Source organism: Mucilaginibacter sp. SG538B (genome assembly GCF_013376065.1).
GTDB classification, from domain to species: domain Bacteria; phylum Bacteroidota; class Bacteroidia; order Sphingobacteriales; family Sphingobacteriaceae; genus Mucilaginibacter; species Mucilaginibacter rubeus.
Map to the genome: position 1 here is coordinate 178,031 of NZ_JABMJI010000002.1, position 25,947 is coordinate 203,977.

Sequence of the window (25,947 nt, forward strand, 5' to 3'; positions counted from 1 at the left end):
GCAAATAATACCCGCAGTTGCTTATTAATTCAGATTAAGTTTTTCGCCGCGCATCTCAAGCTTAACATCTTTACGGCGGTATTTTTTATACCAGATGTAGCCACCTAATGCAGCAGCAAAATAAGGAGCGCCCAATAAAAACAGGATCCCGTTATTTAAACCCCTTGTTTTTGAACTACCGCTTTGAGCGTTGGTTTCGACAGTAGCAGCGCATTGTGCGCACTGAGCTTTTACAGGTTCACGGGCAATTAGCATAAGGCCAAGGGCCAGTACAAAAAGGATAACTTTAAAACCTTGTTTCATAAGAACAAATTTAACCAATTATAAATTAAAAATGATAAAACGGGCGGATCATTAAGTAAACCACCACACCGCTCGCAGTAACGTACAGCCATATCGGGAATGCCCAGCGCACCAGCTTACGGTGCTTTTCAACCTGCATTTGCAGCCCGCGGTAAAAGCTCAATAATATTAACGGTAAAACAGCTGCTGCAAGTATAATATGGGGCGTCAGAATGGTTAAGTATATTGTCCTTAAAGAACCTGCAGATGTCCTTTCTGCTGCTGACAACTGCCCATCGCCGTTAAGATCTCCGTAAACGATCTCGTTACGCATCAGGTAATGAAACAGGATATACGATACGAGGAATAACGATGATAAACAGAACGTAATAATGTTAAGTTTTTTATGCAGTGTTATATTCCCTTGTTTAATTTGATATAACGACAAAAGAAGCAATAAGGTACAAGTGCCGTTAAGTACAGCATTAAGCATCGGCAGGTAAGGTGTAAAAGCAGGAGCCACAGCCGGGCCCGGGATCAGGTGTCTGTTTAACAAAACAACTACTGCAATTACAAATATGGTAACACCCGCAACAAAGCGGATTATAAATTTATCACTCATGGCAAATTAATATAACGGCTTATCAACTTTACGAAGCTCTTCGGCTATCAACACTTTTATCTCATCGTTAAGGCGGTTTACCTCTGGTGTTACCGCTGCTTTGTAATATCCACGAATCCGGTGTTCCTGATCAACCAGTACAAAATCATCGCTGTAAACAAAGTCGCTACCGGCTTTTGCAGCATTTACAAACAGCCCATTACGGGCAAAGTTGTAAACCGATGAAGTATCGCCACTGCACATCAGCCAGCGGTTTGATTCGGGCTTAAATGTTTGCAGGTATTTGTTTAATACTTCCTGAGTATCATGTTCCGGATCAACTGTGATGGTTAAAAAGTAAACCATCTTGTTTTTGTAATACGTACCCACCAGCCAGCTCATGTTTTTGTTGATGGTTTGACAAACCGTAGGGCAGTTAGCGTAAAAGAAATTAACTACAAAAATCTTTCCTTTCAGTGTGTTCAGTGTAACCGGCTTTCCTTCCTGATCGGTAAGTTTAAAATCAGGAATGGTGTGGTAAATGGTATCAGGAATGTACTTGCCGTGAAATTTATGCCCTGTTTTGGCAACCACCTTTGGCCCAAAAACAGCGAGGGGCTTATACCTGTTTTTACCTTTAGCGGTAAGTAAATAATATAAAAATCCCGGTACCGCTAATATGAGTACCAGGATCAGGATCTTTTTTAATATAGAAGCCTTGTTCATTACCTCAGGTCAACCCAGTGGTGGCTTTCGTTTGTAAGTACCAGGATTAAACCGATTATAAATATTACCGGAATTGCTATTGACAATATGAGACCCATTTTCTCAAACTTCAAGTGCATGAAATATGCAACTATATAAAATGCTTTAAGCAAGGTTAAAACGATATATACAGGATTGGCATACTGTATCGGAAGAATTCCTTTAGGCACACATACAAGCGCGATAAAGAATTCGATACAGGTAATAACAGTTAAGATACCTGCAACCTGCCATATCCGCTTTCTGCTCATGGTTTCATGATCACCATCGTGATGAATTTCGTGCGATTCTGCTGACATATGATAAATATTTTTAAACTAAGTAAAAGAATGTAAATACGAATACCCAAACAAGGTCTACAAAGTGCCAGTACAAACCAACCTTTTCAACCATTAAATAACTGCCTCGTTTTTCGTATGTGCCCATTAACACGTTTACTGTAATAATAATGTTGATAATAACACCTGTAAATACGTGGAAACCGTGGAAACCTGTGATGGTAAAGAACAAGTTAGCAAACTCCTGCGAAGTCATATGTTGCACAGCTTCGGTGCCGCCGGTAAATAACTTTTTAAGTTCTTCGGCAGGCGGAACACTTCCCCACCAGAAACCTTCATGGTGTAAATGTCCCCATTCCAAAGCCTGGCAACCAAGGAACATGAAACCGCCTATCACTGTAGCTATCATCCAACCTACTACCTCTTTTTTAGCATTACGATGGCCCGCCTCTACAGCCAATACCATAGTAACAGAACTTGCAATGAGGATGAAGGTCATTAAACCCACAAACACCAATGGTGCACCGTGATCAACTAATCCGGGTACTGATTGAAAAACCTTATCCGCACCTGGCCATACGCTTGCGCTGAAACGCAATGAACCGTAAGCTATCAATAACGATGAAAAGGTAAATGCATCCGAAAGGAGGAAAAACCACATCATTATTTTTCCGTACTCCACGTTGAACGGGGATCTTCCTCCCGACCAGGGCGAAGTTTTTACTTCGTCAATTTGTGAAACTGTTGTACTCATCTGTACTAATCTATGGGTGTATTAATTATGATTCAAAAGTAAAAAAACATAGAGATAAATCCATATAATATCGAGAAAATGCCAGAAAATGGAAGTTAATTCCATCTTAAACATATTCTTTACCTGGGGGATATTACGGTATGTACCTATAAGTGTATTTATTAGCAATAACAGCGCCGCAAAAATGTGTACCAAATGCGCGCCAACAAAAACATAAACAAAGGAGCGTGAAGCATTAGGATCAACAAAATAGATCTGCATTTTGAAGGTTAACACATAGCAGGCATAGATCTGTAAGGCAAAAAAAGCCAGCCCTAAGCCCAATGTGATCCATAAATACAGCTTCTGTTTGTCAAACTGCAACGCCTTGGCAGCCTTTGACGCTAAAAACAACGAGCCGCTGCTTAACACTATAACAATAGTGCTATACAAAAACGACTGCGGCATGATCACATTTAAACCGTGCCCGCTGCCTCCCGAATAAACGATAAAGCCGCTGGTAAAAGCTGCAAAAAGCATAAATGATGTGAATATGAAGATCCACATATTAAACTTTTTGGCACCAAGGTTCAGCCTGTCGTTATCTTGTTCCATCCTTGCCATCATCTCACTTAACTATAAAATCTACTAAAAACATTATCTGAACTACCGGCAGGTAAAAAAACGAGCCGAACATTAATTTACGAGCCTCGGGTATTTGCCGGGTACGTAACAGCATAAATGACTGATATAAAAATATTAAGCTGCATATCAGCGATACACCGCCTACCCAGTAACCACCATAACCGTAAAAGGTTGGCAATAAACTTACGGGTACTAAAACGATGGCAAATATAAACGTAATTACCGCACTTGTTAAATCTCTTTTACCTGACGGCAACAAGCGAAAACCTGCGAGCTTGTAATCATCATCCAAAACCCAGGCAATAGCCCAGAAATGAACAAACTGCCAGATAAACTGGATAGAGAATAAGATTAAAGCTATTTCGTCTATCCTACCGTGAACCTGCGCAGCTACATAGCCTATAAGCGGCGGCAATGCTCCGGGGATAGCGCCAACAAAAACTGCTGCAATACCCGATTTGCGTTTCAAAGGCGTATACGCAAATGCATACAATAAAATCGAAAATACAGATAGTAAGCCGGTTAACAGGTTTAAGCTGCCTAACAAGTAAGTGCCGGCCATGCCCATGCCTAAACCTAATACTAATGCCTGCCCCGTGGTCATTTTACCTGAAGGGATTGGCCTGTCCATAGTACGCTTCATCAGCCTATCCAAATCTTTTTCGATGATTTCGTTAAAGGCATTGGCTGCCGATGTAACCAGGAAACCACCTATAATAAGCTTTACCCAATCAATCCAAACAATATGGCCATTTGCGCGACATCCGATTAAAAATGATATCGACGCCGAAAATACCACCAAGGTAGTAAGTCTTGTTTTGATCAATTTTGAAAAATCAGCCCATTTCATCTGCTTACCTCCCTACCCTTAACACCCTGAAATAAATTCAAAAGCAAATAAAACTGTGCCCCAAATATTAAACTCGCCAATACAATATGTGCAGCCTGGGCAACAGGCGGCAATGCGAGATATGATAACAAGATCCCGGTAACTATCTGCAACGTGATCATTAAAAATGTAAAACTCATCAGCTGCTGCTGAATAGAATGCCTGTTAAAGCCTTTACGGATCAAAGCAAACAAAGCAACGTTCAATATCAACACCAAAATGGCTATATCCCTGTGATGTTGAAATATCTCGCCGGCATTAGTGATCCAATCTTTACGGTAACCTCCCTGAAAATGATTGGCAACCGCATCTATTTTCTCACGTACCTCGGTTCCGAAAGCAATTTGCAGAATACTTACAAACAGCGCAGCAAGCGTTATAACGTAAACCAAAGGTGACGATCCTGAAGTACTTTTACCCGAAATCCGCGCTACATGATAAGTGTAAATACAAATAGCTAAGATAGCCAGCGCTAAAAGCATGTGTACGGTAACAATCCAGGCAATCAAATTGGTAGATACCACGATTGAGCCTAACCACGCCTGAAACCCCACAAGCACCAGATTAAAAATACTCAGGATGGCTATCCTCTTATCCGTTTTCCAGTAGCTGAATGAAAAAACAACCGAAAGCAAAAGAAAAAAGCCAGATAAAGCACCAATTAGGCGATTGATATACTCAGTCCATGTTTTGCCCGCGTTAAACTCTTCAGGCACAAGGATAGAACGGTCTTCGCGGATGCGCTTCGCCAGATCGCTATAACCAAACACATCAAGTGTCTTTGCAAAACGCTGGTTCTTTTCCACGCGTTTGGCTACATACTTTTGCTTATAATCTTTTGGAAGATCAGTTACATCAGCAGGTGGAATATACCTTCCGAAGCATTTTGGCCAGTCGGGGCATCCCATACCTGAACCTGAGCTACGCACAACACCACCGGCAAGAATCAAAACAAAGAGCAGAACAATGGTTGTAATATTGATCTTTTGAAACCTATTTTTTGCGGCTGTGCTCATTTAAATGTTTCTAAAAATTTAGGGTACCTTATTAAGTCGGAAGTTCTAAGTTTTAAGTTCAAAGCTGCTTAACTTAGGACTCAAAACTTCCGACTTAAGACTTAACCGGTACCCTAAAAGATCAGATAAGTATTAAATTATTTTACTTGTTCGTTTGCTTTCAGTGTACTTGTAAACTTGTTTAGTTCTTCCAAACCTGCAGGATTATCTTCGAAATCATGCGGAAGGTTTGAGCTCATAGTTTGCGAGTAAGGAACAGTTTGAGGGATGTAATCCTCTTCTGCACCTGGTTTGCTGTAATCATATGGCCAACGGTAAACGGTTGGAATTTCGCCCGGCCAGTTGCCGTGTAAGTGCTCAACAGGAGTAGTCCACTCCAATGTATTTGACTCCCATGGGTTTTGAGTTGCTTTTTGTCCTTTAAAGATTGATACAAAGAAGTTATAAAGGAAACCAAACTGTGTAAGTGCAGCAATAATAGCAGCCCAGGTAACAAATGTGTTGATAGTTAACCATTTTTGCATTGAAGCAAATTCGGTGAAGGCATAATATCTACGTGGAACACCGTCAAGACCCATAAAGTGCATTGGGAAGAATACCAGGTAAGCACAGATAAATGTTAACCAGAAGTGCAGGTAACCTAATTTCTCGTCCATCATGCGGCCGAACATTTTAGGGAACCAGTGGTAAACACCTGCAAGCATACCAAATATAGCAGCCGAACCCATTACGAGGTGGAAGTGGGCAACCACAAAGTAAGTATCATGTAAGTTGATATCCAAAGTAGCGTTACCCAGGAAGATACCTGTTAAACCACCAGAGATGAAGAACGATACCATACCGATAGCGAACAGCATAGCAGGTGTAAACCTGATGTTACCGCGCCAAAGCGTAGCTAACCAGTTAAATGTCTTTACTGCCGATGGAACCGCAATGATCAACGTAGTGATCATGAACACACCACCCAGGAATGGATTCATACCTGTAACAAACATGTGGTGGCCCCATACGATAAACGATAATACCGTGATACCGATTAGAGAGTAAACCATCGCGTGGTAACCAAAGATTGGTTTACGTGAGTTTACCGACATTACCTCAGATGAGATACCCATCGCAGGCATAATAACGATATATACTTCCGGGTGACCAAGGAACCAGAACAAGTGCTGGAACAGGATCGGGCTACCACCTTCAAATGGTTGCTGTACGCCGTTTAATACGATATCAGATAAATAGAAGCTTGTACCAACACTGCGGTCAAATATCAACAATACTACACCAGCAACTAAAACCGGGAATGCAAGGATACCTAATATAGCAGTAAGGAATAAAGCCCAGATAGTTAATGGCATTTTCCAAAGGTCCATGCCTTTTGTACGCATGTTTAATACAGTACTTACGTAGTTGATACCACCCATTAATGATGATGCAACGAACAGTACCATACTGATCAGCCAAAGGGTCATACCCTCGCCTGAACCCGGCATTGCTTTTGGCAATGCAGATAATGGCGGATAGATTGTCCAGCCACCGCTGGCAGGGCCTTTTTGTACAAAGAAAGATGACAACATGATAACGCTGGCTAAAAAGAAGAACCAGTATGAAAGCATGTTCATGAAAGGCGAAGCCATATCACGTGCACCTACCTGCAATGGAATTAATAAGTTGGCAAAAGTACCGCTCAACCCGGCAGTTAGTACGAAGAATACCATGATAGTACCGTGTATGGTAACCAAAGCAAGGTAAAAATCGGGGCTGATACGACCGTTAGGCGCAAAACGACCTAACAAAGTTGTTAACAGCGGGAATGTTTTATCAGGGTAAGCAAGCTGGATCCTAAACAGGATTGACAAAATCATTGCGATAACCGCCATCGTAATACCTGTAATCAGGAATTGCTTGGCAATCATCTTGTGGTCCATGCTAAATACATATTTAGACAGGAATGATTGGTCATGATGGTGTTCGTGACCGTGTTCGTCGTGGTGGGCTCCTGCGTGGTCGTGAACTGCTAATGTTGACATATCTCTATTTCTTATCTTTATTAATTATTTAACGCTAACCTATTTGTTGAAGCACCGCTTTGCTCGTTGTTTGCTGCCGCAAAATGAAGCTCTTTTCTTAAAGCATCATTGAGGTAAGGCTTTTGCCTTGACAGCCATGACTGATATTCGGCTTCAGAAACAACACGTACAACTTTTTGCATGTTGTAATGGCTTCCACCGCATATTTTGTTGCAGTAAAGGGTATATTCAAATTTAGGGTCGTCTAATTTGGTACGCATTTCTGCGGTAGTAATAGTCGGGGTAAATTTAAAGAAGGTTGGTAAACCAGGTACCGCATTCAACTGAACCCTGAAGTGGGGCATATAAACGCTATGGATCACGTCCTGTGCAAGGATATTCAGCCTGATTGATTTGTTAACCGGCAGATACATAGTATCAACCTTCAAGTCATCAAAACTGCTTTTCTTTTTAAAGTTAACACCTAACAAGTTAGCGCCTGTAACCAAACGGAAATCTTTGGGGCCTAATACACCATCTTTACCAGGGTAACGCAATTCCCAGGCAAACTGGTGACCGGTTACATCGATATTGATATCATCTTTAAGATTTTCGCTGTTCATGATCTTCTGCCAGGTAAAGAAACCAAACACAACCAGGATAGTCAGAACGATGGCTGGTGCAATTGTCCAAACTTTCTCAATGGTATTATTGTGAGGCAGGAAGTGTGCACGACGTTTATCAGAATGACGGTATTGGAACAGGAATGTAAACAGCAGGATCTGGGTAACAAAAAATACTATCATTGTTAAAACAGTAGTGACTGTAAACATCTCATCTATTTTAACGCCATGGGCCGAAGCGGCTTCAGGTAATGTCATACTGCCCTGTTCGGTAAATGACCAGTAAGCACCGTATAAACCTACAAAAAGGAAAACAATACAAATTACAGCCATCACGGTATTCCACTTAATGCCTTTTTTGCCTTGCATCTTTAAAGTAAGATCGTAGATCTTGAGGATTTTACCAACAATGGCAACGCCTAAGCAGATCAGGAAAAATATAAGCACATAATACGCAATCCCGGTCCAGTCAACCTTAGGGGCCTCTTCCTGGCCCGGAGCAGCACCTGCCGCAGTTTGCGCCATCAGCAGGTTTGTGCCCAGGAGCATAAACGCAGCGAAGAACGATAGTAGTTTTTTAGAATTTATTAGTTTTCTGAATCCCATTTTAGTAAGCTGTTTGGTATTCTGTATATGGTGCAAATGTAATAATTATTATATGTGATGATGAAGGCTTTCCTGTAAGAACGGGTGTTTTTTAGGAACTAACGATTTGAACTTGGTTAAAGCTGTCATCGCAGTGAAGGTAAATAAACCTCCGAAACCTAAGAACACGCCTATCTCAATCGGGCCAATCTCAGTTAACCACGATGAAGTTGGGCCAACTGTACCAGGCATGATCATCATAAAGTAATCTAACCAGTGACCAACAATCAGGATAATACACATAATCTCAACAGTACGATAGATACGTTTAGAGTCACGTGACATCAACACTAATAAAGGAGTAAGGAAATTTACTACGATGTTGATCCAGAACCAAGGTTTAAACTCAGGCTCCCAGCGTTTAAAGAAGTAAACTGTTTCCTCAGGCATGTTAGCATAGTAAATCAACAAGAACTGAGCAAACCATACGTAAGTCCAGAAGATAGAGAAACCGAAGATAAACTTGGTTAAGCTATGCATATGATCTTCTGAAACCCATTCAAAGTAACCAATACGTTTTAACCTGATTAATGTAAGTGTAATAACAGATAAACCGCTAACCCACATTGCTGCGAAGTTATACCAACCAAACATAGTTGAGAACCATTCTGCTTCTAATGACATGATGGTATCGAAAGCGTATATTGGTGTAGTAAAACCAAAGATCACCAGGAATAAGCATGACATGTTAAAGCTCTTTTTGTAGTAGAACATGCCGCCCAAATCATCTTCCGCTTCTGAATATTTAGCCAATAAACGACCAAATATGCAATATGAACCAAGGAAGCAAATTAAACGGATTATAAATCCAACTTTATTCATGTAACCGGCTTTGCCAGCTATAATGGCGTTGTAATTTTCGTTATGAGGATCAGTAACACCGGCAGCAGCCCAAATTTTGTACAGGTAAGGAGCTACAACCTGCTTACCTTCTTCATTGGTTACTGTATGTGTTAATGAAAACCCTGCGATAACTACCACAATAAGAGTAATTGCTGCTATCGGCAAAACTTTACCAAAAGCTTGTGGAATCCTGATCATTGATGCAGACCAACCAGCTTGTGCTGCATATTGCACGGCGCAAAAGAAAATACCGCACATACAAACCGCTGCAAAGTAATAGGTCATTAGCAACAGGTTGGCAAAGGTACGCTCAGCGTAGCCAAGCGCAAAGCCACCAAGTATGGCAACCAAACCAATCACGATGCATATTAAGCTCCATGTTTTGGCTTTGCCGACAAATTCGTATTGCCCGTCAAAATTATTATGAGTCTTCATTAATATCTTTTTCTTATAAGGTTTGTAAATGGTGAACATACATGATCACTTTCCAGCGTTCTTCGGGAGCAAGCTGAGAAGCGTATGAACCCATAGCATTTACACCGTAAGTAATGGTATGATAAATTTTACCGTCTGTAAGGTCTTTCATGTTACCACCGCGTGATGACTGGCCTTTTGAATATGATGGAGGAGCCGGATAACCGTGCTGTACCACTAAACCGTCACCCTGACCGTTAACACCATGGCAAGGTGAGCAAAAGTGCTCAAACAAAATCTTACCTTCGGCGTAATTAGCCTGAGTTTGTGCCAGTACAGATTTAACCTCAACACTGGCTAATTCATAACCTTCTTTGGTATTTGGATAATCAAATTTGGTAAAGCCAACCGGGATAGTTCCGGCAGGTGGTAACTGAGCGGTTTTACCATCTTTAAAATTATCATTTTTCTGATCCGGATCGTATGCCAAATGCTCGTACATATTAGGTGCATACTCCCAGCCGGTACTCCTTTTATCCTTGCACGATGTAAAAACTATCGAAGCAGCGATAATAGTAACAATTGTTCCTAATATTTTAATTTTATTCATAGCTAACATATTTTCTGTCGTTATGCTTAACTTCTGTAGCGCCCGCTTCTTTTAGTAAATTAGTTATATCATCGTGAGAAATGTTTCCTTTAGCATTGATTGCTATTACAAACTTATCATCAGTTGCACGCAGGTCCATTACCCTTGGCGCGCGGCCCGGGAAAAGGTGACTTGCGAAGAAGAAAGTAAAGGTCATACCAAATGAGGTCCATAATACCGTCCACTCAAATGTAACCGGGATAAAATCCGGAATAGCAAAGAAGTTTTTACCACCGATATTGATAGGCCAATCATGAACAAGCATATAATAAACCATGCTGAACATAATGGTACCGCCCAAACAACCGAACATAAATGCTGCATAACCTAAACGCGAATCCTTAATGTTCAATTTAGCCTCAATACCGTGGATAGGCATAGGCGTATAAACGTCATAAATAGGTACGCTGTTCTTTTGCAGCTTATCAATCCCATGCATCATATCATCGGGATCATCAAAAACGCCTAATATATATTTAGTGCTACTCATTAGTATTATGCTTTTAAGTATTCAGACTGTTCAACACTATCAAATTTCTCCAGCGAAGCGATGTAAAATTCTGCTTCGGCAGGTACAACATGGCCTTCGTCCATAAGTTTCTTCTTGGCCTGCTCGCTTGAGCTCTTCAACAGTAATTTCACCTCGGCCATAGCCACTGAAGGTAATACCCTGATGAACAACAGGAACATGGTAAAGAACACACCGATTGAACCGATGAACACGCTCACGTCAACCCAGGTTGGATAGAACATAGCCCAGCTTGATGGTATAAAGTCGCGGTGCAGCGAGGTAACGATAATTACGAAACGCTCAAACCACATACCGATGTTAACCACGATTGACAGTACCCATGACAACGGAATGTTGGTACGGATCTTTTTGAACCAGAACAACTGCGGGGTAATTACGTTACAGGTCATCATGCTCCAGTAAGCCCACCAGTACGGACCGGCGATACGGTTTGCGAAAGCATATTGCTCATACTCGTTTTGTGAGTAGAAAGCGATGAACAACTCTGTTAAGTAAGCCACACCTACTATCGAACCTGTTAACATGATGATCTTGTTCATCGATTCGATGTGGAACATGGTAATGTAGTTTTCCAGGCCTAAAACCTTACGTGCGATAAGCAACAGGGTTTGTACCATGGCGAAACCCGAGAAGATCGCACCCGCAACGAAGTATGGAGGGAAGATGGTAGTGTGCCATCCTGGTTCCAGTGAAGTTGCAAAGTCCATTGATACGATGGTGTGTACCGAAAGTACCAGTGGGGTTGAAACACCTGCCAGGATCAATGATACTGTTTCAAAACGCTGCCAGGTTTTAACTGAACCTGTCCAGCCGAATGACAATACCGAATAGATACGGCGGCGGATACCTTGTGCACGGTCACGGATGGTAGCGATATCAGGCAATAAACCTGTGTACCAGAATACCAATGAAACCGAGAAGTATGTTGAGATCGCAAATACGTCCCAGATCAGAGGTGAGTTCCAGTTTACCCACAATGAACCGTACTGGTTTGGCAACGGTAATGAATAAACGGCCATCCATGGGCGGCCCATGTGAGCGGCGATATAAGTAGCCGCACAAATTACCGCGAAGATTGTCATCGCTTCGGCCGAGCGGTTGATAGAGTTACGCCAATTTTGACGGAACAATAACAATACCGCCGAGATCAGTGTACCGGCGTGACCGATACCTACCCACCATACGAAACCGGTAATGTCCCAGGCCCATCCTACTGTTTTGTTCAGGCCCCATTCGCCCAAACCGAACCAGAAGGTCCAGCTGATTGCGAAAACCCAAAGCGAGGCGCCAAGCGAGGCTACACTAAAGCCGATCCACCAGGCTTTACCCGGCATATTTTCTACAGGGCGTAATACATCATTCGTAATTTTTGCATACGTGATGTCCTTACCCGTAATTAACGGTTCCCTTATTATTGATTCACTATGAGATGCCATATATCTTAATCTCTGTATATAAAAATTTATGCCTGAGCTTCAGTTTCTATTATATTTCTAACTTTTGTCTGGTAACCAATACCTGGCTGTACGTTAAGTTCTTCAAGCACGTAGTAAGTTCTTTCGCTTGCAAGTGCTTTTGAAACTTCCGAGTTAGGATCATTCCTGTTACCGAATACGATAGCGTTGGCAGAACATGTTTGCTGACAAGCCATTTTGATTTCGCCATCTTTAAGCGGGCGTTTTTCAATTTTAGCTTTCAGTTTACCAGCCTGGATACGTTGGATACACATTGAGCATTTTTCCATAACACCACGGAAACGTGTAACCACATCCGGGTTAAGTACTAATTGTGTATGCTCACCCTGCAGGTAGTTATCAAAACGTGCATCGTTCCAGTAGTTGAACCAGTTAAAGCGACGTACTTTGAACGGACAGTTGTTAGCGCAATAACGTGTACCTACGCAACGGTTGTAAGCCATGTGGTTTAAACCTTCAGACGAGTGAACAGTAGCTAATACCGGGCACACAGTTTCGCAAGGTGCGTGGTCACAGTGCTGACAAAGCATTGGCTGGTGAACAACCGATACATTGTCAAAGTTCTCAAGCTTATCAATTTCCTTTTCTTTGGTAACTGCTTCTTCGCTGTTGCCATGGTCATTGTAGCTATAGTAGCGGTCGATACGGATCCAGTGCATTTCACGACGACGTGAAACCTCATCTTTACCTACAACCGGGATGTTATTTTCTGCAGAACATGCAACCACACAAGCACCGCAACCGGTACAAGCGTTAAGGTCGATAGCCATTACCCAGTCATAAACAGGGCGATCATGGTTATCCCAAAGCGATTCGGCGTTGTAATCTTTACGACCGTGCTCATTACCGCTTCCTGCAGCAGGGTTCTTTTTGTATTCAACAAAAGTAGCCTCGCGGATCACGCTCCTGCCCTCGTACGAGTGGTGGGTTTGTGTTTGTGCAAGCGGCGATTTGTAACCAGCCGATTTAAATGACGCTACAGCAGCAGTTTGGAAAGTACCATTACTTAAGCTAAAGAATGGGAAAGCATTTTTACCAACGTTGTTACCAACCGGACCAGCATTTGTACGGCCATAGCCTACAGCAACAGATAAAGTTCCCTGAGTTTGACCAGGCTGGGCTAATACCGGTAACTCAACCGAATAACCGTTAGCTTCAATTTTGATCACATCACCTTCTTCCAGTTTCAATTTCTTCATATCAGAAATTGACATGGCAGCAAAGTTATCCCAGGTAACTTTTGAAACCGGATCAGGAAGTTCCTGCAACCATGGGTTGTTGGCACGTTTACCATCACCTATAGCCTGGCTTACATAAAGTTGTAACTCAAATTTGTCACCATCTGCAGTAACAGCTTTGCTTTGGGTTAATATTTTTTGCGTTACGCCGGCAAGGTCAAGGCTAAAGCTGTAAGCACCCGCTGTAGCAGGAGCTGCTATCACCATACCTGTTTGCAACAAGGTTTCCCAGCCTTTTTGACCAGACAAGCCGCCTTTTGCCAACAAGCCTGAATCCCAGGTTTTGCGTACGTAAGTGTAGTAATCTTTTATTGGGTTTTCCATCCAAACCAGTAAGCTGTGCTCTGCCTGGCGGGTATTATAAACCGGGTTAATTGTTGGCTGTATTACAGTGTAGTAACCTTCAACAGCATTAGCATCGCCCCATGTTTCCAGGTAATGGTGGTTTGGAGCGTTAACTGTAGCTAATAAAGCTGTTTCATCAGCATGATCAGCAAATGATACTGTTAAACGAACGTTTTTCAACGCTGCTTTAAACTCATCATTTTTGTAGTAATCGTAAGCAGGGTTAGCATTCAAAAATAATACCGCACCAACATCACCACGTTTTACTTCGCTTACAAACTCAACAAATGCAGCATCATTACCAGCGTATTGTTTTGATGGGTTATCCAAATCGATAGTAGTACCGTAGCTACCTAATAAGGAGTTGATAGCGTTTACCAATACTTGTGTAGCAACATCGTTTGAACCTGAAACAACCAATGCTTTTCCTTTAGCTGCTACTAATTCTTTAGCGGCTAACTGGATAGCGGTATCAACTTTTTTGCTTCCGGTTGCTTTTGAACCAGGTAAAGTAGTACCAGAGATTGCATTGTAAAGGTTTATTAATGCAACGCCAATTTCAGATGGTTTGGTAGTGATACGGGCATCGGCGTTAGTACCGGTCATGCTCATACCAGTTTCAAACTGAATGTGACGAGACATTTTTTTGTTGGCCAGCGATTTGCTGTTACGGTTTGAAACGTACTGGCGGGTAAATTCTTCGCCAGAGATCCATGTACCTAAGAAATCAGCACCAAAGCTCACAATTACATCGGCTTTATCAAAATTGTAGTGAGGCAATACTGCTTTACCAAAACTGTTTTGATTAGCCTGAATGATACCGGTGTAGGAAACCGCATCATAATTGATATGTTTTGTAGTAGGGTATTTAGCGATGAACTCGGCAATAACTGCTAAGGTTGAAGGGCTGTATACAGTTGAAGTAACCAAACGGATACCTTTGCCTGATGCAGCAACAGCTGCAAGCTCTTTCATTACATAAGCATCAACCTCGGCCCAACCTGCTTCGACACCTTTTAACTTAGGGTCTTTTAAACGGTTAACATCATACAGGTCAAGTACCGAAGCCTGGGCCTGAGCGCTTAAACCACCTTTTGAAAACACGTCGTTAGGGTTACCTTCTACTTTGATAGGGCGACCTTCTCGGGTTTTAACCAAAATAGCCTGACCTTCGTAGCTTGAAGAGTAATAGTTAGCCACACCCGGGGTAACCTCTTCAGGTTTGATCAGGTACGGAATTGATTTATGCACCGGCACTTTCTGACAAGCTGCCAATGTAACCGCACCAACACCAAAGCCAAGCGCTTTTAAAAAGTCGCGGCGGGGAGTTTTAGCTGATAAACCAGATCCGCTAAGCACTTCCTCGATAGGAATTGGCTCTGCAAATTCGTTCTTATTTTTCTCAACAAATTCTGGTGTTCTGTTTAGTTCTTCTAAACCTTTCCAGTATTTTTTATTGCTGTCCATTTAAGCTGTATAAACTGTAATGCTAAATTCTTTTTATTAATAGTGACACTTACCGCACTCGATACCACCCAATACGGCGGCTGTAACTTTCTCACCTTTCTTGATCTTATCGTGTGCAGCCAGGATGCTGTCATAGTAAGCATTGCCTTTACCGTTAACTTCGGTACGTTTGTGGCATTGGATACACCATTTCATGGTAAGCGGAGAGTATTGGTAAACCTCTTTCATTTCCTGTACCGGGCCGTGGCACTGCTGACATTTAATCCCGCCAACTTTTACGTGTTGTGAGTGGTTAAAGTAAGCCAGGTCGGGCAGGTTGTGGATACGTACCCACTGAATTGGTTTAGCCGCGGTGCTGTCATACTTCTGTGTTTTTGGATCGTAACCCAAAGCGTCATAAATCTTGTGAATCTCTTCCGATTCGGTTTTAACAACCTTGTGGCAGTTCATACACACGTTTAATGAAGGGATAGAAGCATTTTTTGACTTGTATGCACCTGAGTGACAGTACTGGCAATCAATTTTCATGATACCGGCGTGTAACTCGTGCGAGTATTTAATAGGTTGCACCGGCTGGTAACCCTGGTGAACGTTGGTGTTCCATAAAGTAACCCAACCCCAGCTGCACATTGCAACAGTACCGGCAACCAATATAAAGAATACCAGTTTTTTGTTTTTAAGGATCTTAGCGATAAATTCCTTTTTAGCATCAACCGCTACAGCACCTTCCGGAGTAACAACCTCGTCCTCAATAATAAGATCTTTGTTTTTAAGCAAAATGCGCTCTAAAGAACCTACTACCCTGTTTAATACCAGGATAACAATGAAGGCGATAACGATTATACCGATCAAACCGTAAACAACCATATCGCTCGGGCCGCTTTCAACTTTTGTGCCCGGAGCAGCAGCACCTGCAGCCGGCGCAGCTTTCATATCTTTCCATGTAGTACGTACATAGGTTAAGATATTGCCTACATCAGCATCGCTAAGGTCAGCAAATACGGTCATGCCCGACTGGTTATACTCATTATAAATTTTGAGTGCCTTAGGGTTTTTAGCAGCTATCAGCGCCTGGTTGTTCTGGATCCACTGGATAAGGTATTTATCATCAGTTTCTTCAGTAAGCTGCGGGCCTAATGCCGGACCAATTAAACGGGTGTCGATTTTGTGACAGGTAGTACATTTTGATTTGAAAATGGCCTCGCCTTTAGCAGCGTCAGTTTGCGCGTACGCAGTAGATAAACTCCAAAAAGCAAACCCGGCAATCAGTAAAACCGACCTTGAGAATTGTTTAAGAATCAATGAGAAACTTCTCATACAGTGTATTTATGCTAAATAATTTTTATATTAATGATTGAAACTGTTGTAAGATGTATGTTTCATCGGATAATTACAGGCACAAAAGTATAATTTTATACACTATCGGTGACACATAAATGACACCAACCTATAATTTATAATCGTTCTAAATAGACAAAAAACTGCGTTTAAACGCTGCTAAATGCATATTAATGTCATTTGACATTTTTGGGGAATAATTATTATCCAACTTTAATTATAAAATTTTATCTATTGTTTTAATAACCAGGCAAAAATAAGCGGTGCAACAATCGTAGCATCGCTCTCTACAATAAACTTAGGTGTGTGGATGTCAAGCTTGCCCCAGGTTATTTTTTCGTTTGGAACTGCGCCCGAGTATGAACCGTATGAAGTAGTTGAATCGGAGATCTGGCAGAAGTAGCTCCAAAAAGGTACATCATGCATTTCCATATCCTGGTAAAGCATCGGCACAACGCATATCGGAAAGTCGCCGGCTATACCGCCACCTATCTGGAAAAAGCCGATGCCTTTGCCAGATGAATTTTTAGTATACCAGTCGGCCAGCCATGCCATGTATTCGATACCGCTTTTCATGGTTGAAGCTTTAAGCTCACCTTTAATTACATATGAAGCAAAGATGTTGCCCATGGTTGAGTCTTCCCAGCCTGGTACTACGATAGGCAAGTTCTTTTCGGCAGCAGCCAGCATCCATGAGTTTTTAGGATCAATTTCATAGTATTGCTCCAGCTCGCCACTCAATAATATTTTGTACATGTACTCATGCGGAAAATAGCGCTCACCGCTGTCATCAGCATCTTTCCAGATTTTGTGGATATGTTTTTGTAAACGACGGAAAGCTTCTTCTTCCGGGATACAGGTATCAGTAACACGGTTGTAGTGATTTTCGAGCAGGTCCCACTCTTCCTGGGGGCTCAGGTCGCGGTAGTTAGGCACTCTTTTATAGTGTGAGTGCGCCACAAGGTTCATGATATCCTCTTCAAGGTTGGCTCCTGTACATGAAATGATAGCAATTTTATCCTGGCGGATCATCTCGGCCAGTGAAATACCCAGCTCAGCTGTACTCATGGCACCAGCTAAAGTTACCATCATTTTACCGCCTTCTTCAAGGTGTGTTTCATAGCCTTTAGCTGCATCCATTAATGCCGCGGCGTTAAAGTGCAGATAATTTCTTTCAATAAACTGCGAAATAGGTCCTCTTGTAGTGCTCATAATATTTCAATAAAATTTCAGCCGCAAAAGTAGACATTTTAGTTAAATTGAATTTTAAATGAACCTTTATCTTTTTATAACCATTTCATGCCTAAAATTAGCTTCCTGTCCCCTACCCCCTTAGCGTATTGTCATCCTAATTTTAAAAATGCCCGTTCGCAGAACCTTATAAAACAAAATGGGTTATATTAGCCACGACAAACATCTATGAAGAAACTTGTTACCTTAATACTGGTCTGCGCTTTTTCAACCAGTGCCTTTTCACAAATCTCCCGCATTGTAAAGCGAATGTATTTTGATAAAGATACTTCCCGCAAAAGCAGCTTTGTTATTTTGCCTGTATTAAGCTCTGCCCCGGAAACCGGCCTTGAAGTTGGCGGCGCCGGTTTACTATCTTTTTATACCGATACGTCCAAGTTTAATACGCGCGTGTCTAACGTTTTTGGTTATGCTTCTATAACTACCAAAGGCCAAAGCCATTTAAGCCTTACCACCAGTTATTGGACTCCCGGAAACAATTACCATCTTACCGCAGGCATCAGCTACATTAATTTCCCTTTTGACTTTTACGGTATTGGCAACAATATTTTAAAGGCTAACTCTGATAGGCTTGGTCAAAAACGTTTCAAAGTAAATTTTACTGCCGAAAAAAAGATCTCCAATAACCTGTACGCCGGCATAATCGGTGGTGCCTGGGATTACAAATTCAGAGACGATGATAAAACAGGCATATTTTACACCGATCCGCGCGTGGAAAACCGCGGCGGCGGACCAAGTGTCTATTTAGGTCCAACCATTGTATTCGATAACCGGAACAATAATACTTATACCACCAAAGGACTCATCGTAAACACTTATTTCCAGGCTATACATGGCATGTTTGGCAATAACGATTATAAGGGTGGCTTCTTCAACATCGAATATTCCCAGTTTTTTTTACTGGCGCCTAAATGGGTGCTCGGCCTTGATGTGCAGGAGCAAAGCCTTACTGGCAGCACTTCTCCATTTTATTTATTGCCCGACCTGGGGAGCGATGAGTTGATGCGGGGATATTACAATGGCCGTTTCCGCGATCGTAACATGCTTGCCGGCCAGGCCGAACTACGTTACCGCCTAAGCGACCGCATTGGATTTGCCGGTTTTGTTGGCGGAGGCGAAGTTTTTAAAAGCAGCTTTAGCACATCCGAACTGAAACCCAACTATGGCGGCGGCATCCGTTACTTTTTCGATGTGGAAAAAGGGCTTGCCGTACGTGTTGATTATGGTGTCGGTCAGAAGATTCCTAACGAGAAAAGATTAACCGGTTTTTATATTGCATTGGGACAGTCGTTTTGATCTTTAAGTTCATAGTTGATGGTTCATAGCAAATTATCGTAAATGGATTGAGTAGTTTAATACAACCACACTTCGGCCATGAACTATGATCTATTAACCATGAACTAACCAACGGTTAATACCTCACCTTAAAATCTTCTTTACTCATTCCTGGCTTAAAAAATATCAGGCCGATATAAAAGAGATCAATAGTTACCCTAACCTGCTGGTTTAGTTTAAGCTGCTCCCATGATTGCCTGGTGGATGCATTGCGATAGATGTTTGTAAATATGATAACGCTGTCATCATGGATAGACGGAATAATCTTTTCAAGATAACTGACAGGCCTTTGTTTTAAGGCATCTGCCAGTATCATGTCAACCTGGCGAATGCCTGATGTTGTTGATGAAACACTTTGAACCTCGGGGTTAGATTGTTTAATAACAAATTCGGCAATGTAATCCTCCGCATCAGCTAACAATATCGTTTGGGGCTTAAAGTAAACACAAAACCTATAAAGCAGACGGTAAAATTTTAACGGCAGTGTATTTATCACACCCTTGTCAGAATGTTGTTTTTGGGCGATTTTTTTAATATCGCGGTACACTTTTTGGCCTCGATAATCGTAGATAACCGTATCAATCAGCTTGTAAACAAATGGAGAGTGTATGCCGTGCCTGTTGTTAGCCCTAAAACGGTGCCGCAGGTAATTAAGCCCATACCTTATATTATACATTGCTGTAAAAATAGAAAAGGTTTAGTATTTTAGCATTACAGCGTATGATAAATCCAACTGAAGTAAATTCATTGATCCGCCTGCTGGATGATCCGGACAGCGAGATCTTTGAGCACGTGTATAACAAATTGTTTTCATATGGAGCAGAGGCTATTACTTATCTCGAGTCGGCCTTTGAACAGGCTTTTGACCCTATTCAACAAGAACGCATTGCCAACCTGGTACATGAAATTCAGTTCAGTAATCTTAAAAACGATTTAAAACTTTGGAACCAAAGCGGAGCATTCGACTTGTTGCAGGGCATCCTCATCATTAACCGATACCAATATCCCGACCTTGATGAGCAAAAGGTAATTAACCAGATAGAAGCTATTAAACGAGATATCTGGATCCAGATGATGAACGAAGCCAGCCCGAAAGAGCAAATCAAGCTCATTAACCATGTGTTTTACAATATCTATGGTTTCAGCGGCAATACAGCCAATCACCTCGATCCGCAAAACAGCTATCTGAGCCAGGTATTGGAAACTAAAAAAGGCAACCAGATCTCATTGGCGATTATCTACTCTATCATTGCACAAAAACTGGATATCCCTGTTTACGGTGTAAACCTTCCCCAGCATTTTATCCTCGCCTATCTTGACGAGAGCATGCAAAGCGAGTTTGAAAGCGGGATCCTGTTTTATATCAACGCCTTTAATAAAGGCTTCCTGTTTGGCAGGCGCGATGTAGATATGTTCCTGAAACAACTTAACCTCAAATTTGACAAACAGTTTTACGAGCCATGCTCTAATACAGATATTATTAAGCGTGTGCTTCGCAACCTCATCAGTGCCTACGAAAATCTGGGTTCGGCCGAAAAGGTTAGGGAGTTGAATGAGCTGCTAAATATCATGGAAGCCCCCCCCGCCCCCTAAAGGGGGTGCTTTTGATTTGCAGGATTTCATCTTTTCACCTGCTATTTGTTCCCCCTTTAGGGGGTTAGGGGGCCCTTCATCACACCGATACTGTGTTTCATCCCATTTATTTATTCAGTAGTATTGTGAATTATACCTTGCGGGCATAATTCAAAACACGATGAACGATCTCCTGAAAAAAAACCTTAACCTTGGCAAAATTGAATTTTGGGCCGCAACCACTATTTATGTTTTTGGCCTGCTCCTTCTGTTAGCCAAAGTGTCTAACAGTGTCGATAATGAAATATGGACCCCATACCGGTACATGTTCAACAATTACCACCTGCACTACTCCTACTCTAAATATTTCTTTTTCCCGCAGGTGTTTAGGTACACTGGTTATTACGGCGCCTACCTGCTCTGGAATTTTATTATAGTACCGGCCTTAGCACAAAAAAGGCGGGTAGCATGGCATATCATTTTGGGTTTGGCCTTGCTTGTTGCCCTTTGGGGCCTATTCGGCATTACCGATACCTGGCTTAAGGGATATCTATTTTACCATAAATCGGCCGATTATGTGTATAACATCGTTTTTAAAACAAATGTATTATACGCTTTGTGGGTAATAATGATGCTTACTTTTTATAGCATGATCAAATTTGCTACCCGGTTTTTATTGAGTAACGTTGATAAAATAAACGCCAAATACCAGGTAATTACCCGTGGCTGTGTTATAGCCCTGGTTATTTGTATGATCACAACATTCTTGCTGGCGCTTTCCGAAGCCCAGTATGAATTGATAGTTACGTTTGTGATTATAGCGCTGACAGGCATTGGGAATGTTAGTTTTTCGTTCTATAGCCTTATACCAGCAACATTTGCCAAAAATAGGGGTTTCTTTAACTACCTGTTTAAGGTTACAGGCATAATGCTGGTGATCAGTGTGCCGATAGGATTTTTAACAGCAGTTATTTTTAACAAGGTAAATATAGAACCTGTGTTTATCATAGGTGCCTTTAACTGTGGCATCCAGATATTATTGGTTGCTCCTATAAGCTGGATGATTTATAAGCGCAATCTTGCCGGAAAACAGGAGATTGTACATCTCAAAACGGCCCTCGGCCGCTCCACTGCCGATCTGGATTTCCTTCGCTCACAAATTAACCCGCATTTCCTGTTTAACGCATTAAATACACTTTACGGAACAGCTTTACAGGAAGATGCCGAACGCACCGCCGAAGGCGTGCAACGGCTGGGCGATATGATGCGTTTTATGCTACAAGAAAACATGCAGGAAAAAATACTGCTGGTACGCGAGATCGATTATCTTAATAACTATATCGCCCTGCAAAAATTGCGCACTCAAACCTCGCCGGACATCAGCATCGTGCTGCAAATTGAAGAGCATGTTAATGCCCTGCAGATAGCGCCCATGTTGCTGATCCCGTTTATTGAGAACGCATTTAAACATGGTATCAGCCTGCGCGAACCGTCACACATCAACATCAGCCTGCAAACCAAAGAAAACACACTTTACTTTGATGTGCATAACAGTATCCATCCTAAAGTGGTTAACGACACCGAAAGATACAACAATGGCATCGGCCTCGAGAACGTTAAACAGCGACTGGCACTTTTATACCCTAACAAACACGAATTGGTGATCCGCGAAAGTGCGAAAGATTTTTTCATACATTTAACCATACAATTGCAATAAGCTTTGATTACTGCCATAGCCATTGATGACGAACCTATAGCACTTGATGTGATCCGCTCGCATGCTGCAAAAGTGCCTTTTGTTGACCTCAAAGCCGAATTTACCGATGCTTTTAAAGCAATGGACTATCTGCAGCGCGAACCTGTGGACCTATTGTTCCTGGATATTAAGATGCCCGATATTTCGGGCATCGATCTGTTAACATGTCTCAATAAAAAACCGCTGGTAATATTTACCACCGCCTACACCGAACACGCTGTTACCAGCTTTGAACTGGACGCGGTAGACTATTTATTGAAACCCTTTGCGCTTACCCGGTTCATAAAAGCCTGCAACAAAGCTTATGAACTTTACAGTTTTAGGAACACTGCCGAGGTTAAGGATTACATATTCCTGAAAACCGGCTATGAGCAGGTGCGCGTTAACTTCGATGACATTTATCATTTAGAAGCCACAGGTAATTATGTAAATTTTATATTAAAGGATAGCAAAGTGCTTACCCGCATGACCATCACTGAAGTTGAGGCGCTACTGCCAGCTGAGAAGTTTATCAGGATCCATCGGTCGTTTATTGTCGCTGTAAATAAAATTGATAAGATAGAACGCCATCAGGTAACAGTAAATGGATTTTTGCTGCCTGTAGGCGGTGCTTATGTGCCGAATTTGGGAATGATTAAATAATCCTTTACAGATCGTTTATACGCTGGCATAATCATTATCTTTAGCTTATGCAGCAACGCGAACTTATCATCAGCAATTATGTAAAGGCCTATAACAACTTTGATGTTGAAGACATGCTTAAAAACCTCGCACCATCCGTTAAATTTCAAAACATATCAAACGGTGATGTGGATATGGAGCTTGATGGTATAGCAGCGTTCAGGAGTCAGGCCGAACAGGCAACTGAGCTTTTTGAACGCCGCGAGCAAATTATCCGGTCATTTAAACACACCGGCAACAAAACCGAAATAGCTATTGACTATAACGCAATTTTAGCTGCCGACCTGCCAAATGGATTAAAGAAAGGTGATGAGTTAAATCTGAAAGGGCATTCAATTTTCACTTTTGACGGAGATAAAATTGTTGGGATAATGGATATTAGTTGACAAAACTCATGCTAAGTTTGAAAGTCCGGCGGACATGAAGATGTGACTACAAAAGAAGCCTGTCAGTTTGAGCCTGTCGAAGACTTGAGCGCAGAGGCTCTACCCACTATGCTTCGACGGGCTACCCATGACAAGATAAAAAATGTGGTTTTTCGCAGCAGATCAGCTTCGGGTGAAAACGAGCAGAACGATGCTGGGCGGTGCGGCTGCAGGGGCATGGCAAGTTTTTGCAGAAGCGGAGGCATTGCGTGCGAATCGGGGCAAAATAGTTGCAGCCCGTGGTTCTGTTCGTTTTGCAGGGTGAAGGCCGCACCGATGGCTATGGGGCCAGGTTGTGCGCAAAGAAGCCTCTCTGCTGCAAGCCTTTTTGGTTACTTTTGTGGCGACAAAAGTAACTGGCCCCGCGCGGCCAAGAGCGCGACGATGTAAGTCAAATACTAATGAAGCCCGTTAGCAGCCTGTCGGGGGTTGCTTCATTCCTTATAGCAATGACGTGACGCAGATGTCATTTTACCTTCAGAGGCCACCGGATTTAAATCACTTCAGGATGACACCCATTTTTAAACATCAACGTTTTACTCTACCACCAACTTCTTTAACGTAATTCCAATAGTAGCTGTTTTCCTTTTAGCCGACGCCCCGTAGCTGAATGCTATCTTATACATTTTTTTTGATTTGATCCAATTAACAAACTTGGGATCACAAACTGGGTTCAGTTTATAAACATACTGTTGAGGCTGAGGCTTAACTTCTGACACCGCTATATAAATAGAACCGGGTGTTTTACAATCTGCAGGGGCATCAACGTCACCCTGCTGATCGACTACAAGGTACACCGCAATATTCAGCGTTTTGTGATCAGTATATACATAACGTTTTTGTAGATTATTTAAAACATATGTAAGGTCCTGATTAGATACGCTTTTATATTTGATTGATTGGGCGATAACATTAAAGCAGGCGCCGACAACAAACACCCCTGCTAACAGTATTCTTTTCAACATAAAATCATCATTAAGGTCGAACTTCAAGCTTTCAAAAAAAGACTGTTTACCTCAACAATAAAATTAGCCTACTGTTTTACAGAAGAAGAAATTAGTTGTGCCGGATCACTTCCCGCTCAAAAACCCATTCTCCTCCAGCCACGCGGCAGCCCATTCAAACCATTTGCCTTTATTTTTAGAGTTATACATTCCAAAGCCATGGCCACCTTCCTGGAACAGGTGCAGCTCTGCCTTTACTTTATTTTTTAAAAGTGCATCGTAAAACAACAGACTGTTTTGCACAGGCACTACGTTATCATCTTCAGCATGCACTAAAAATGTTGGCGGGGTATTGGCAGTAACCTGTTTTTCGTTCGAATACAGATCCAACTGCTCTGTCGATGGGCTCTTACCTATCAGGTTTTCCCTTGAACCAACATGGGCATATTCACCAAAAGAAATTACAGGATAGATCAGCATCATAAAATCAGGGCGTACGCTGATGTTTTCTTTATCTTCAATAACCGGTTTATCAAAATGCGTACCTTCTGTTGAAACCAGGTGCCCGCCTGCCGAAAAACCGATAATTCCTATCTTTGAAGGGTTAATATTCCAATCGGCAGCATTTTTGCGTACGGTATATATGGCCATTTGTGCATCCTGTAACGGACCGATAGATTTATCTGTCATAATATCATCGCTTGGCAAGCGGTATTTTAGCAAAAACGCAGTAACACCAATATTGGCAAAAGCCTGTGCTACGGCCTTTCCTTCATGATCCGATGCAAGTCCGGCATATGCACCGCCGGGGCAAACAACTATCGCGGCACCGTTGGCTTTCCCTTTTTCCGGAAGATACGGCGTTAGCGTTGGTTCTGTAACCATGGTGATCCAGCTTCCGTTATTAGTTTTTTCTGTATAGGTAGCAGGCGCCTTTTTAGAATTTGGCACCCCTTTGGGATAAAGTGGCATGGGTTTTTCCTGTGCAAGGGATACAAAAGTAATAGCGGTCAATACAAAGGCTGATAAAATGGTTTTCATACTTATTTAAGGAAAATTGGATGTGTCCAAAATACAATTAATCTCCCGAAAACAAAAGCGGAGCATCAGAAATGATACTCCGCTTTTATAATTTCTAAAACAACGTTAACTATACAGGGCGGGCCTGCTAATCGGGGATTGCTTCGTACCGCGCAATG

General features: G+C 42.0%; 25 protein-coding genes. 5 read left to right on the forward strand and 20 right to left on the reverse strand.

Features of this window, described 5'->3' with window-relative positions:
- Positions 1–24 precede the first annotated feature (24 nt).
- The 17 genes from FHW88_RS10100 to FHW88_RS10180 all read right to left on the reverse strand — a co-directional run bounded on the left by FHW88_RS10100 (position 25) and on the right by FHW88_RS10180 (position 17,996).
- Complete coding sequence (locus FHW88_RS10100; RefSeq protein WP_090530123.1) at positions 25–303, reverse strand: hypothetical protein; 279 nt, start codon at positions 301–303, stop codon at positions 25–27.
- Between the two features lie 25 nt (positions 304–328).
- Complete coding sequence (locus tag FHW88_RS10105; protein WP_090530126.1) at positions 329–904, reverse strand: DUF420 domain-containing protein; 576 nt, start codon at positions 902–904, stop codon at positions 329–331.
- Positions 905–910: 6 nt separating this feature from the next.
- Complete coding sequence (locus FHW88_RS10110; protein ID WP_090530128.1) at positions 911–1,609, reverse strand: SCO family protein; 699 nt, start codon at positions 1,607–1,609, stop codon at positions 911–913.
- A complete protein-coding gene (locus tag FHW88_RS10115; RefSeq protein WP_090530131.1) occupies positions 1,609–1,947 on the reverse strand; it encodes a cytochrome C oxidase subunit IV family protein in 339 nt (112 codons plus the stop codon). Before FHW88_RS10115 ends, FHW88_RS10110 begins: the two co-directional genes overlap by 1 nt.
- A gap of 13 nt (positions 1,948–1,960) precedes the next feature.
- Positions 1,961–2,680, reverse strand: a complete 720-nt coding sequence (locus FHW88_RS10120; RefSeq protein ID WP_090530134.1) for a cytochrome c oxidase subunit 3 — start codon at positions 2,678–2,680, stop codon at positions 1,961–1,963.
- A 21-nt stretch (positions 2,681–2,701) separates the two neighbouring features.
- Positions 2,702–3,274, reverse strand: coding sequence for a heme-copper oxidase subunit III (locus FHW88_RS10125; protein WP_229701753.1), 573 nt, complete (start codon positions 3,272–3,274; stop codon positions 2,702–2,704).
- 13 nt (positions 3,275–3,287) lie between these two features.
- Positions 3,288–4,154: a heme o synthase gene (gene cyoE, locus FHW88_RS10130; RefSeq protein WP_112653994.1), complete on the reverse strand. Its 867-nt coding sequence runs from the start codon at positions 4,152–4,154 to the stop codon at positions 3,288–3,290.
- A complete protein-coding gene (locus FHW88_RS10135) occupies positions 4,151–5,209 on the reverse strand; it encodes a COX15/CtaA family protein (RefSeq protein WP_176625219.1) in 1,059 nt (352 codons plus the stop codon). Before FHW88_RS10135 ends, cyoE begins: the two co-directional genes overlap by 4 nt.
- Before the next feature lie 137 nt (positions 5,210–5,346).
- Positions 5,347–7,236, reverse strand: a complete 1,890-nt coding sequence (locus tag FHW88_RS10140; RefSeq protein ID WP_175490027.1) for a cbb3-type cytochrome c oxidase subunit I — start codon at positions 7,234–7,236, stop codon at positions 5,347–5,349.
- Positions 7,237–7,256: 20 nt separating this feature from the next.
- The gene (locus FHW88_RS10145) at positions 7,257–8,444 is read right to left on the reverse strand and encodes a cytochrome c oxidase subunit II (RefSeq protein ID WP_090530148.1); all 1,188 of its coding nucleotides are present in this window, start codon (positions 8,442–8,444) and stop codon (positions 7,257–7,259) included.
- A 48-nt stretch (positions 8,445–8,492) separates the two neighbouring features.
- Positions 8,493–9,761 carry a quinol:cytochrome C oxidoreductase gene (locus FHW88_RS10150; protein ID WP_090530151.1) on the reverse strand — a complete coding sequence of 423 codons (1,269 nt, stop codon included), beginning with the start codon at positions 9,759–9,761 and terminating at the stop codon, positions 8,493–8,495.
- A gap of 13 nt (positions 9,762–9,774) precedes the next feature.
- Entirely contained in the window at positions 9,775–10,359 is a 585-nt protein-coding gene (locus tag FHW88_RS10155) for a c-type cytochrome (protein ID WP_176625221.1), read from the reverse strand.
- The gene (locus tag FHW88_RS10160) at positions 10,343–10,879 is read right to left on the reverse strand and encodes a DUF3341 domain-containing protein (protein ID WP_176625223.1); all 537 of its coding nucleotides are present in this window, start codon (positions 10,877–10,879) and stop codon (positions 10,343–10,345) included. The genes FHW88_RS10155 and FHW88_RS10160 overlap by 17 nt, the downstream gene beginning before the upstream one ends.
- Before the next feature lie 5 nt (positions 10,880–10,884).
- On the reverse strand, positions 10,885–12,357 hold the full coding sequence (gene nrfD / locus FHW88_RS10165) for an NrfD/PsrC family molybdoenzyme membrane anchor subunit (protein WP_091165019.1): 1,473 nt from the start codon (positions 12,355–12,357) through the stop codon (positions 10,885–10,887).
- A gap of 26 nt (positions 12,358–12,383) precedes the next feature.
- Entirely contained in the window at positions 12,384–15,446 is a 3,063-nt protein-coding gene (locus tag FHW88_RS10170) for a TAT-variant-translocated molybdopterin oxidoreductase (RefSeq protein ID WP_176625225.1), read from the reverse strand.
- Between the two features lie 36 nt (positions 15,447–15,482).
- Positions 15,483–16,763, reverse strand: coding sequence for a cytochrome c3 family protein (locus FHW88_RS10175; protein ID WP_090530166.1), 1,281 nt, complete (start codon positions 16,761–16,763; stop codon positions 15,483–15,485).
- 252 nt (positions 16,764–17,015) lie between these two features.
- Positions 17,016–17,996 carry a deoxyhypusine synthase family protein gene (locus tag FHW88_RS10180; protein ID WP_090530168.1) on the reverse strand — a complete coding sequence of 327 codons (981 nt, stop codon included), beginning with the start codon at positions 17,994–17,996 and terminating at the stop codon, positions 17,016–17,018.
- Positions 17,997–18,203: 207 nt separating this feature from the next.
- Between FHW88_RS10180 and FHW88_RS10185 the strand changes: the two genes are divergently transcribed.
- Positions 18,204–19,331: a polymerase gene (locus FHW88_RS10185; protein ID WP_176625227.1), complete on the forward strand. Its 1,128-nt coding sequence runs from the start codon at positions 18,204–18,206 to the stop codon at positions 19,329–19,331.
- Between the two features lie 115 nt (positions 19,332–19,446).
- Here FHW88_RS10185 and FHW88_RS10190 read toward each other — a convergent pair whose 3' ends face one another.
- On the reverse strand, positions 19,447–20,046 hold the full coding sequence (locus tag FHW88_RS10190) for a hypothetical protein (protein WP_176625229.1): 600 nt from the start codon (positions 20,044–20,046) through the stop codon (positions 19,447–19,449).
- A 44-nt stretch (positions 20,047–20,090) separates the two neighbouring features.
- Between FHW88_RS10190 and FHW88_RS10195 the strand changes: the two genes are divergently transcribed.
- The 4 genes from FHW88_RS10195 (at position 20,091) to FHW88_RS10210 (ending at position 23,765) form a co-directional block, all read left to right on the forward strand.
- Positions 20,091–20,963, forward strand: coding sequence for a transglutaminase-like domain-containing protein (locus tag FHW88_RS10195; RefSeq protein WP_112654002.1), 873 nt, complete (start codon positions 20,091–20,093; stop codon positions 20,961–20,963).
- A gap of 160 nt (positions 20,964–21,123) precedes the next feature.
- Positions 21,124–22,659 carry a sensor histidine kinase gene (locus tag FHW88_RS10200; protein WP_217633167.1) on the forward strand — a complete coding sequence of 512 codons (1,536 nt, stop codon included), beginning with the start codon at positions 21,124–21,126 and terminating at the stop codon, positions 22,657–22,659.
- A 3-nt stretch (positions 22,660–22,662) separates the two neighbouring features.
- A complete protein-coding gene (locus FHW88_RS10205) occupies positions 22,663–23,340 on the forward strand; it encodes a LytR/AlgR family response regulator transcription factor (RefSeq protein WP_218117177.1) in 678 nt (225 codons plus the stop codon).
- A 47-nt stretch (positions 23,341–23,387) separates the two neighbouring features.
- Entirely contained in the window at positions 23,388–23,765 is a 378-nt protein-coding gene (locus FHW88_RS10210; RefSeq protein WP_091165001.1) for a nuclear transport factor 2 family protein, read from the forward strand.
- A 575-nt stretch (positions 23,766–24,340) separates the two neighbouring features.
- Here the strand turns inward: FHW88_RS10210 and FHW88_RS10215 are convergent.
- Both FHW88_RS10215 and FHW88_RS10220 read right to left on the reverse strand, forming a co-directional pair.
- A complete protein-coding gene (locus FHW88_RS10215; protein ID WP_176625231.1) occupies positions 24,341–24,769 on the reverse strand; it encodes a hypothetical protein in 429 nt (142 codons plus the stop codon).
- A 105-nt stretch (positions 24,770–24,874) separates the two neighbouring features.
- Positions 24,875–25,789 (reverse strand): alpha/beta hydrolase, encoded by a 915-nt coding sequence (locus tag FHW88_RS10220; RefSeq protein WP_090530185.1) that lies wholly within the window; start codon positions 25,787–25,789, stop codon positions 24,875–24,877.
- Positions 25,790–25,947: the final 158 nt, after the last annotated feature.

Coding starts and splice junctions, on each gene's coding strand:
- FHW88_RS10100 (WP_090530123.1), bottom strand. CDS start 303: ATGAAACAAGGTTTTAAAGTTATCCTTTTTGTACTGGCCCTTGGCCTT.
- FHW88_RS10105 (WP_090530126.1), bottom strand. CDS start 904: ATGAGTGATAAATTTATAATCCGCTTTGTTGCGGGTGTTACCATATTT.
- FHW88_RS10110 (WP_090530128.1), bottom strand. CDS start 1,609: ATGAACAAGGCTTCTATATTAAAAAAGATCCTGATCCTGGTACTCATA.
- FHW88_RS10115 (WP_090530131.1), bottom strand. CDS start 1,947: ATGTCAGCAGAATCGCACGAAATTCATCACGATGGTGATCATGAAACC.
- FHW88_RS10120 (WP_090530134.1), bottom strand. CDS start 2,680: ATGAGTACAACAGTTTCACAAATTGACGAAGTAAAAACTTCGCCCTGG.
- FHW88_RS10125 (WP_229701753.1), bottom strand. CDS start 3,274: ATGGAACAAGATAACGACAGGCTGAACCTTGGTGCCAAAAAGTTTAAT.
- cyoE (WP_112653994.1), bottom strand. CDS start 4,154: ATGAAATGGGCTGATTTTTCAAAATTGATCAAAACAAGACTTACTACC.
- FHW88_RS10135 (WP_176625219.1), bottom strand. CDS start 5,209: ATGAGCACAGCCGCAAAAAATAGGTTTCAAAAGATCAATATTACAACC.
- FHW88_RS10140 (WP_175490027.1), bottom strand. CDS start 7,236: ATGTCAACATTAGCAGTTCACGACCACGCAGGAGCCCACCACGACGAA.
- FHW88_RS10145 (WP_090530148.1), bottom strand. CDS start 8,444: ATGGGATTCAGAAAACTAATAAATTCTAAAAAACTACTATCGTTCTTC.
- FHW88_RS10150 (WP_090530151.1), bottom strand. CDS start 9,761: ATGAAGACTCATAATAATTTTGACGGGCAATACGAATTTGTCGGCAAA.
- FHW88_RS10155 (WP_176625221.1), bottom strand. CDS start 10,359: ATGTTAGCTATGAATAAAATTAAAATATTAGGAACAATTGTTACTATT.
- FHW88_RS10160 (WP_176625223.1), bottom strand. CDS start 10,879: ATGAGTAGCACTAAATATATATTAGGCGTTTTTGATGATCCCGATGAT.
- nrfD (WP_091165019.1), bottom strand. CDS start 12,357: ATGGCATCTCATAGTGAATCAATAATAAGGGAACCGTTAATTACGGGT.
- FHW88_RS10170 (WP_176625225.1), bottom strand. CDS start 15,446: ATGGACAGCAATAAAAAATACTGGAAAGGTTTAGAAGAACTAAACAGA.
- FHW88_RS10175 (WP_090530166.1), bottom strand. CDS start 16,763: ATGAGAAGTTTCTCATTGATTCTTAAACAATTCTCAAGGTCGGTTTTA.
- FHW88_RS10180 (WP_090530168.1), bottom strand. CDS start 17,996: ATGAGCACTACAAGAGGACCTATTTCGCAGTTTATTGAAAGAAATTAT.
- FHW88_RS10185 (WP_176625227.1), top strand. CDS start 18,204: ATGAAGAAACTTGTTACCTTAATACTGGTCTGCGCTTTTTCAACCAGT.
- FHW88_RS10190 (WP_176625229.1), bottom strand. CDS start 20,046: ATGTATAATATAAGGTATGGGCTTAATTACCTGCGGCACCGTTTTAGG.
- FHW88_RS10195 (WP_112654002.1), top strand. CDS start 20,091: ATGATAAATCCAACTGAAGTAAATTCATTGATCCGCCTGCTGGATGAT.
- FHW88_RS10200 (WP_217633167.1), top strand. CDS start 21,124: ATGAACGATCTCCTGAAAAAAAACCTTAACCTTGGCAAAATTGAATTT.
- FHW88_RS10210 (WP_091165001.1), top strand. CDS start 23,388: ATGCAGCAACGCGAACTTATCATCAGCAATTATGTAAAGGCCTATAAC.
- FHW88_RS10215 (WP_176625231.1), bottom strand. CDS start 24,769: ATGTTGAAAAGAATACTGTTAGCAGGGGTGTTTGTTGTCGGCGCCTGC.
- FHW88_RS10220 (WP_090530185.1), bottom strand. CDS start 25,789: ATGAAAACCATTTTATCAGCCTTTGTATTGACCGCTATTACTTTTGTA.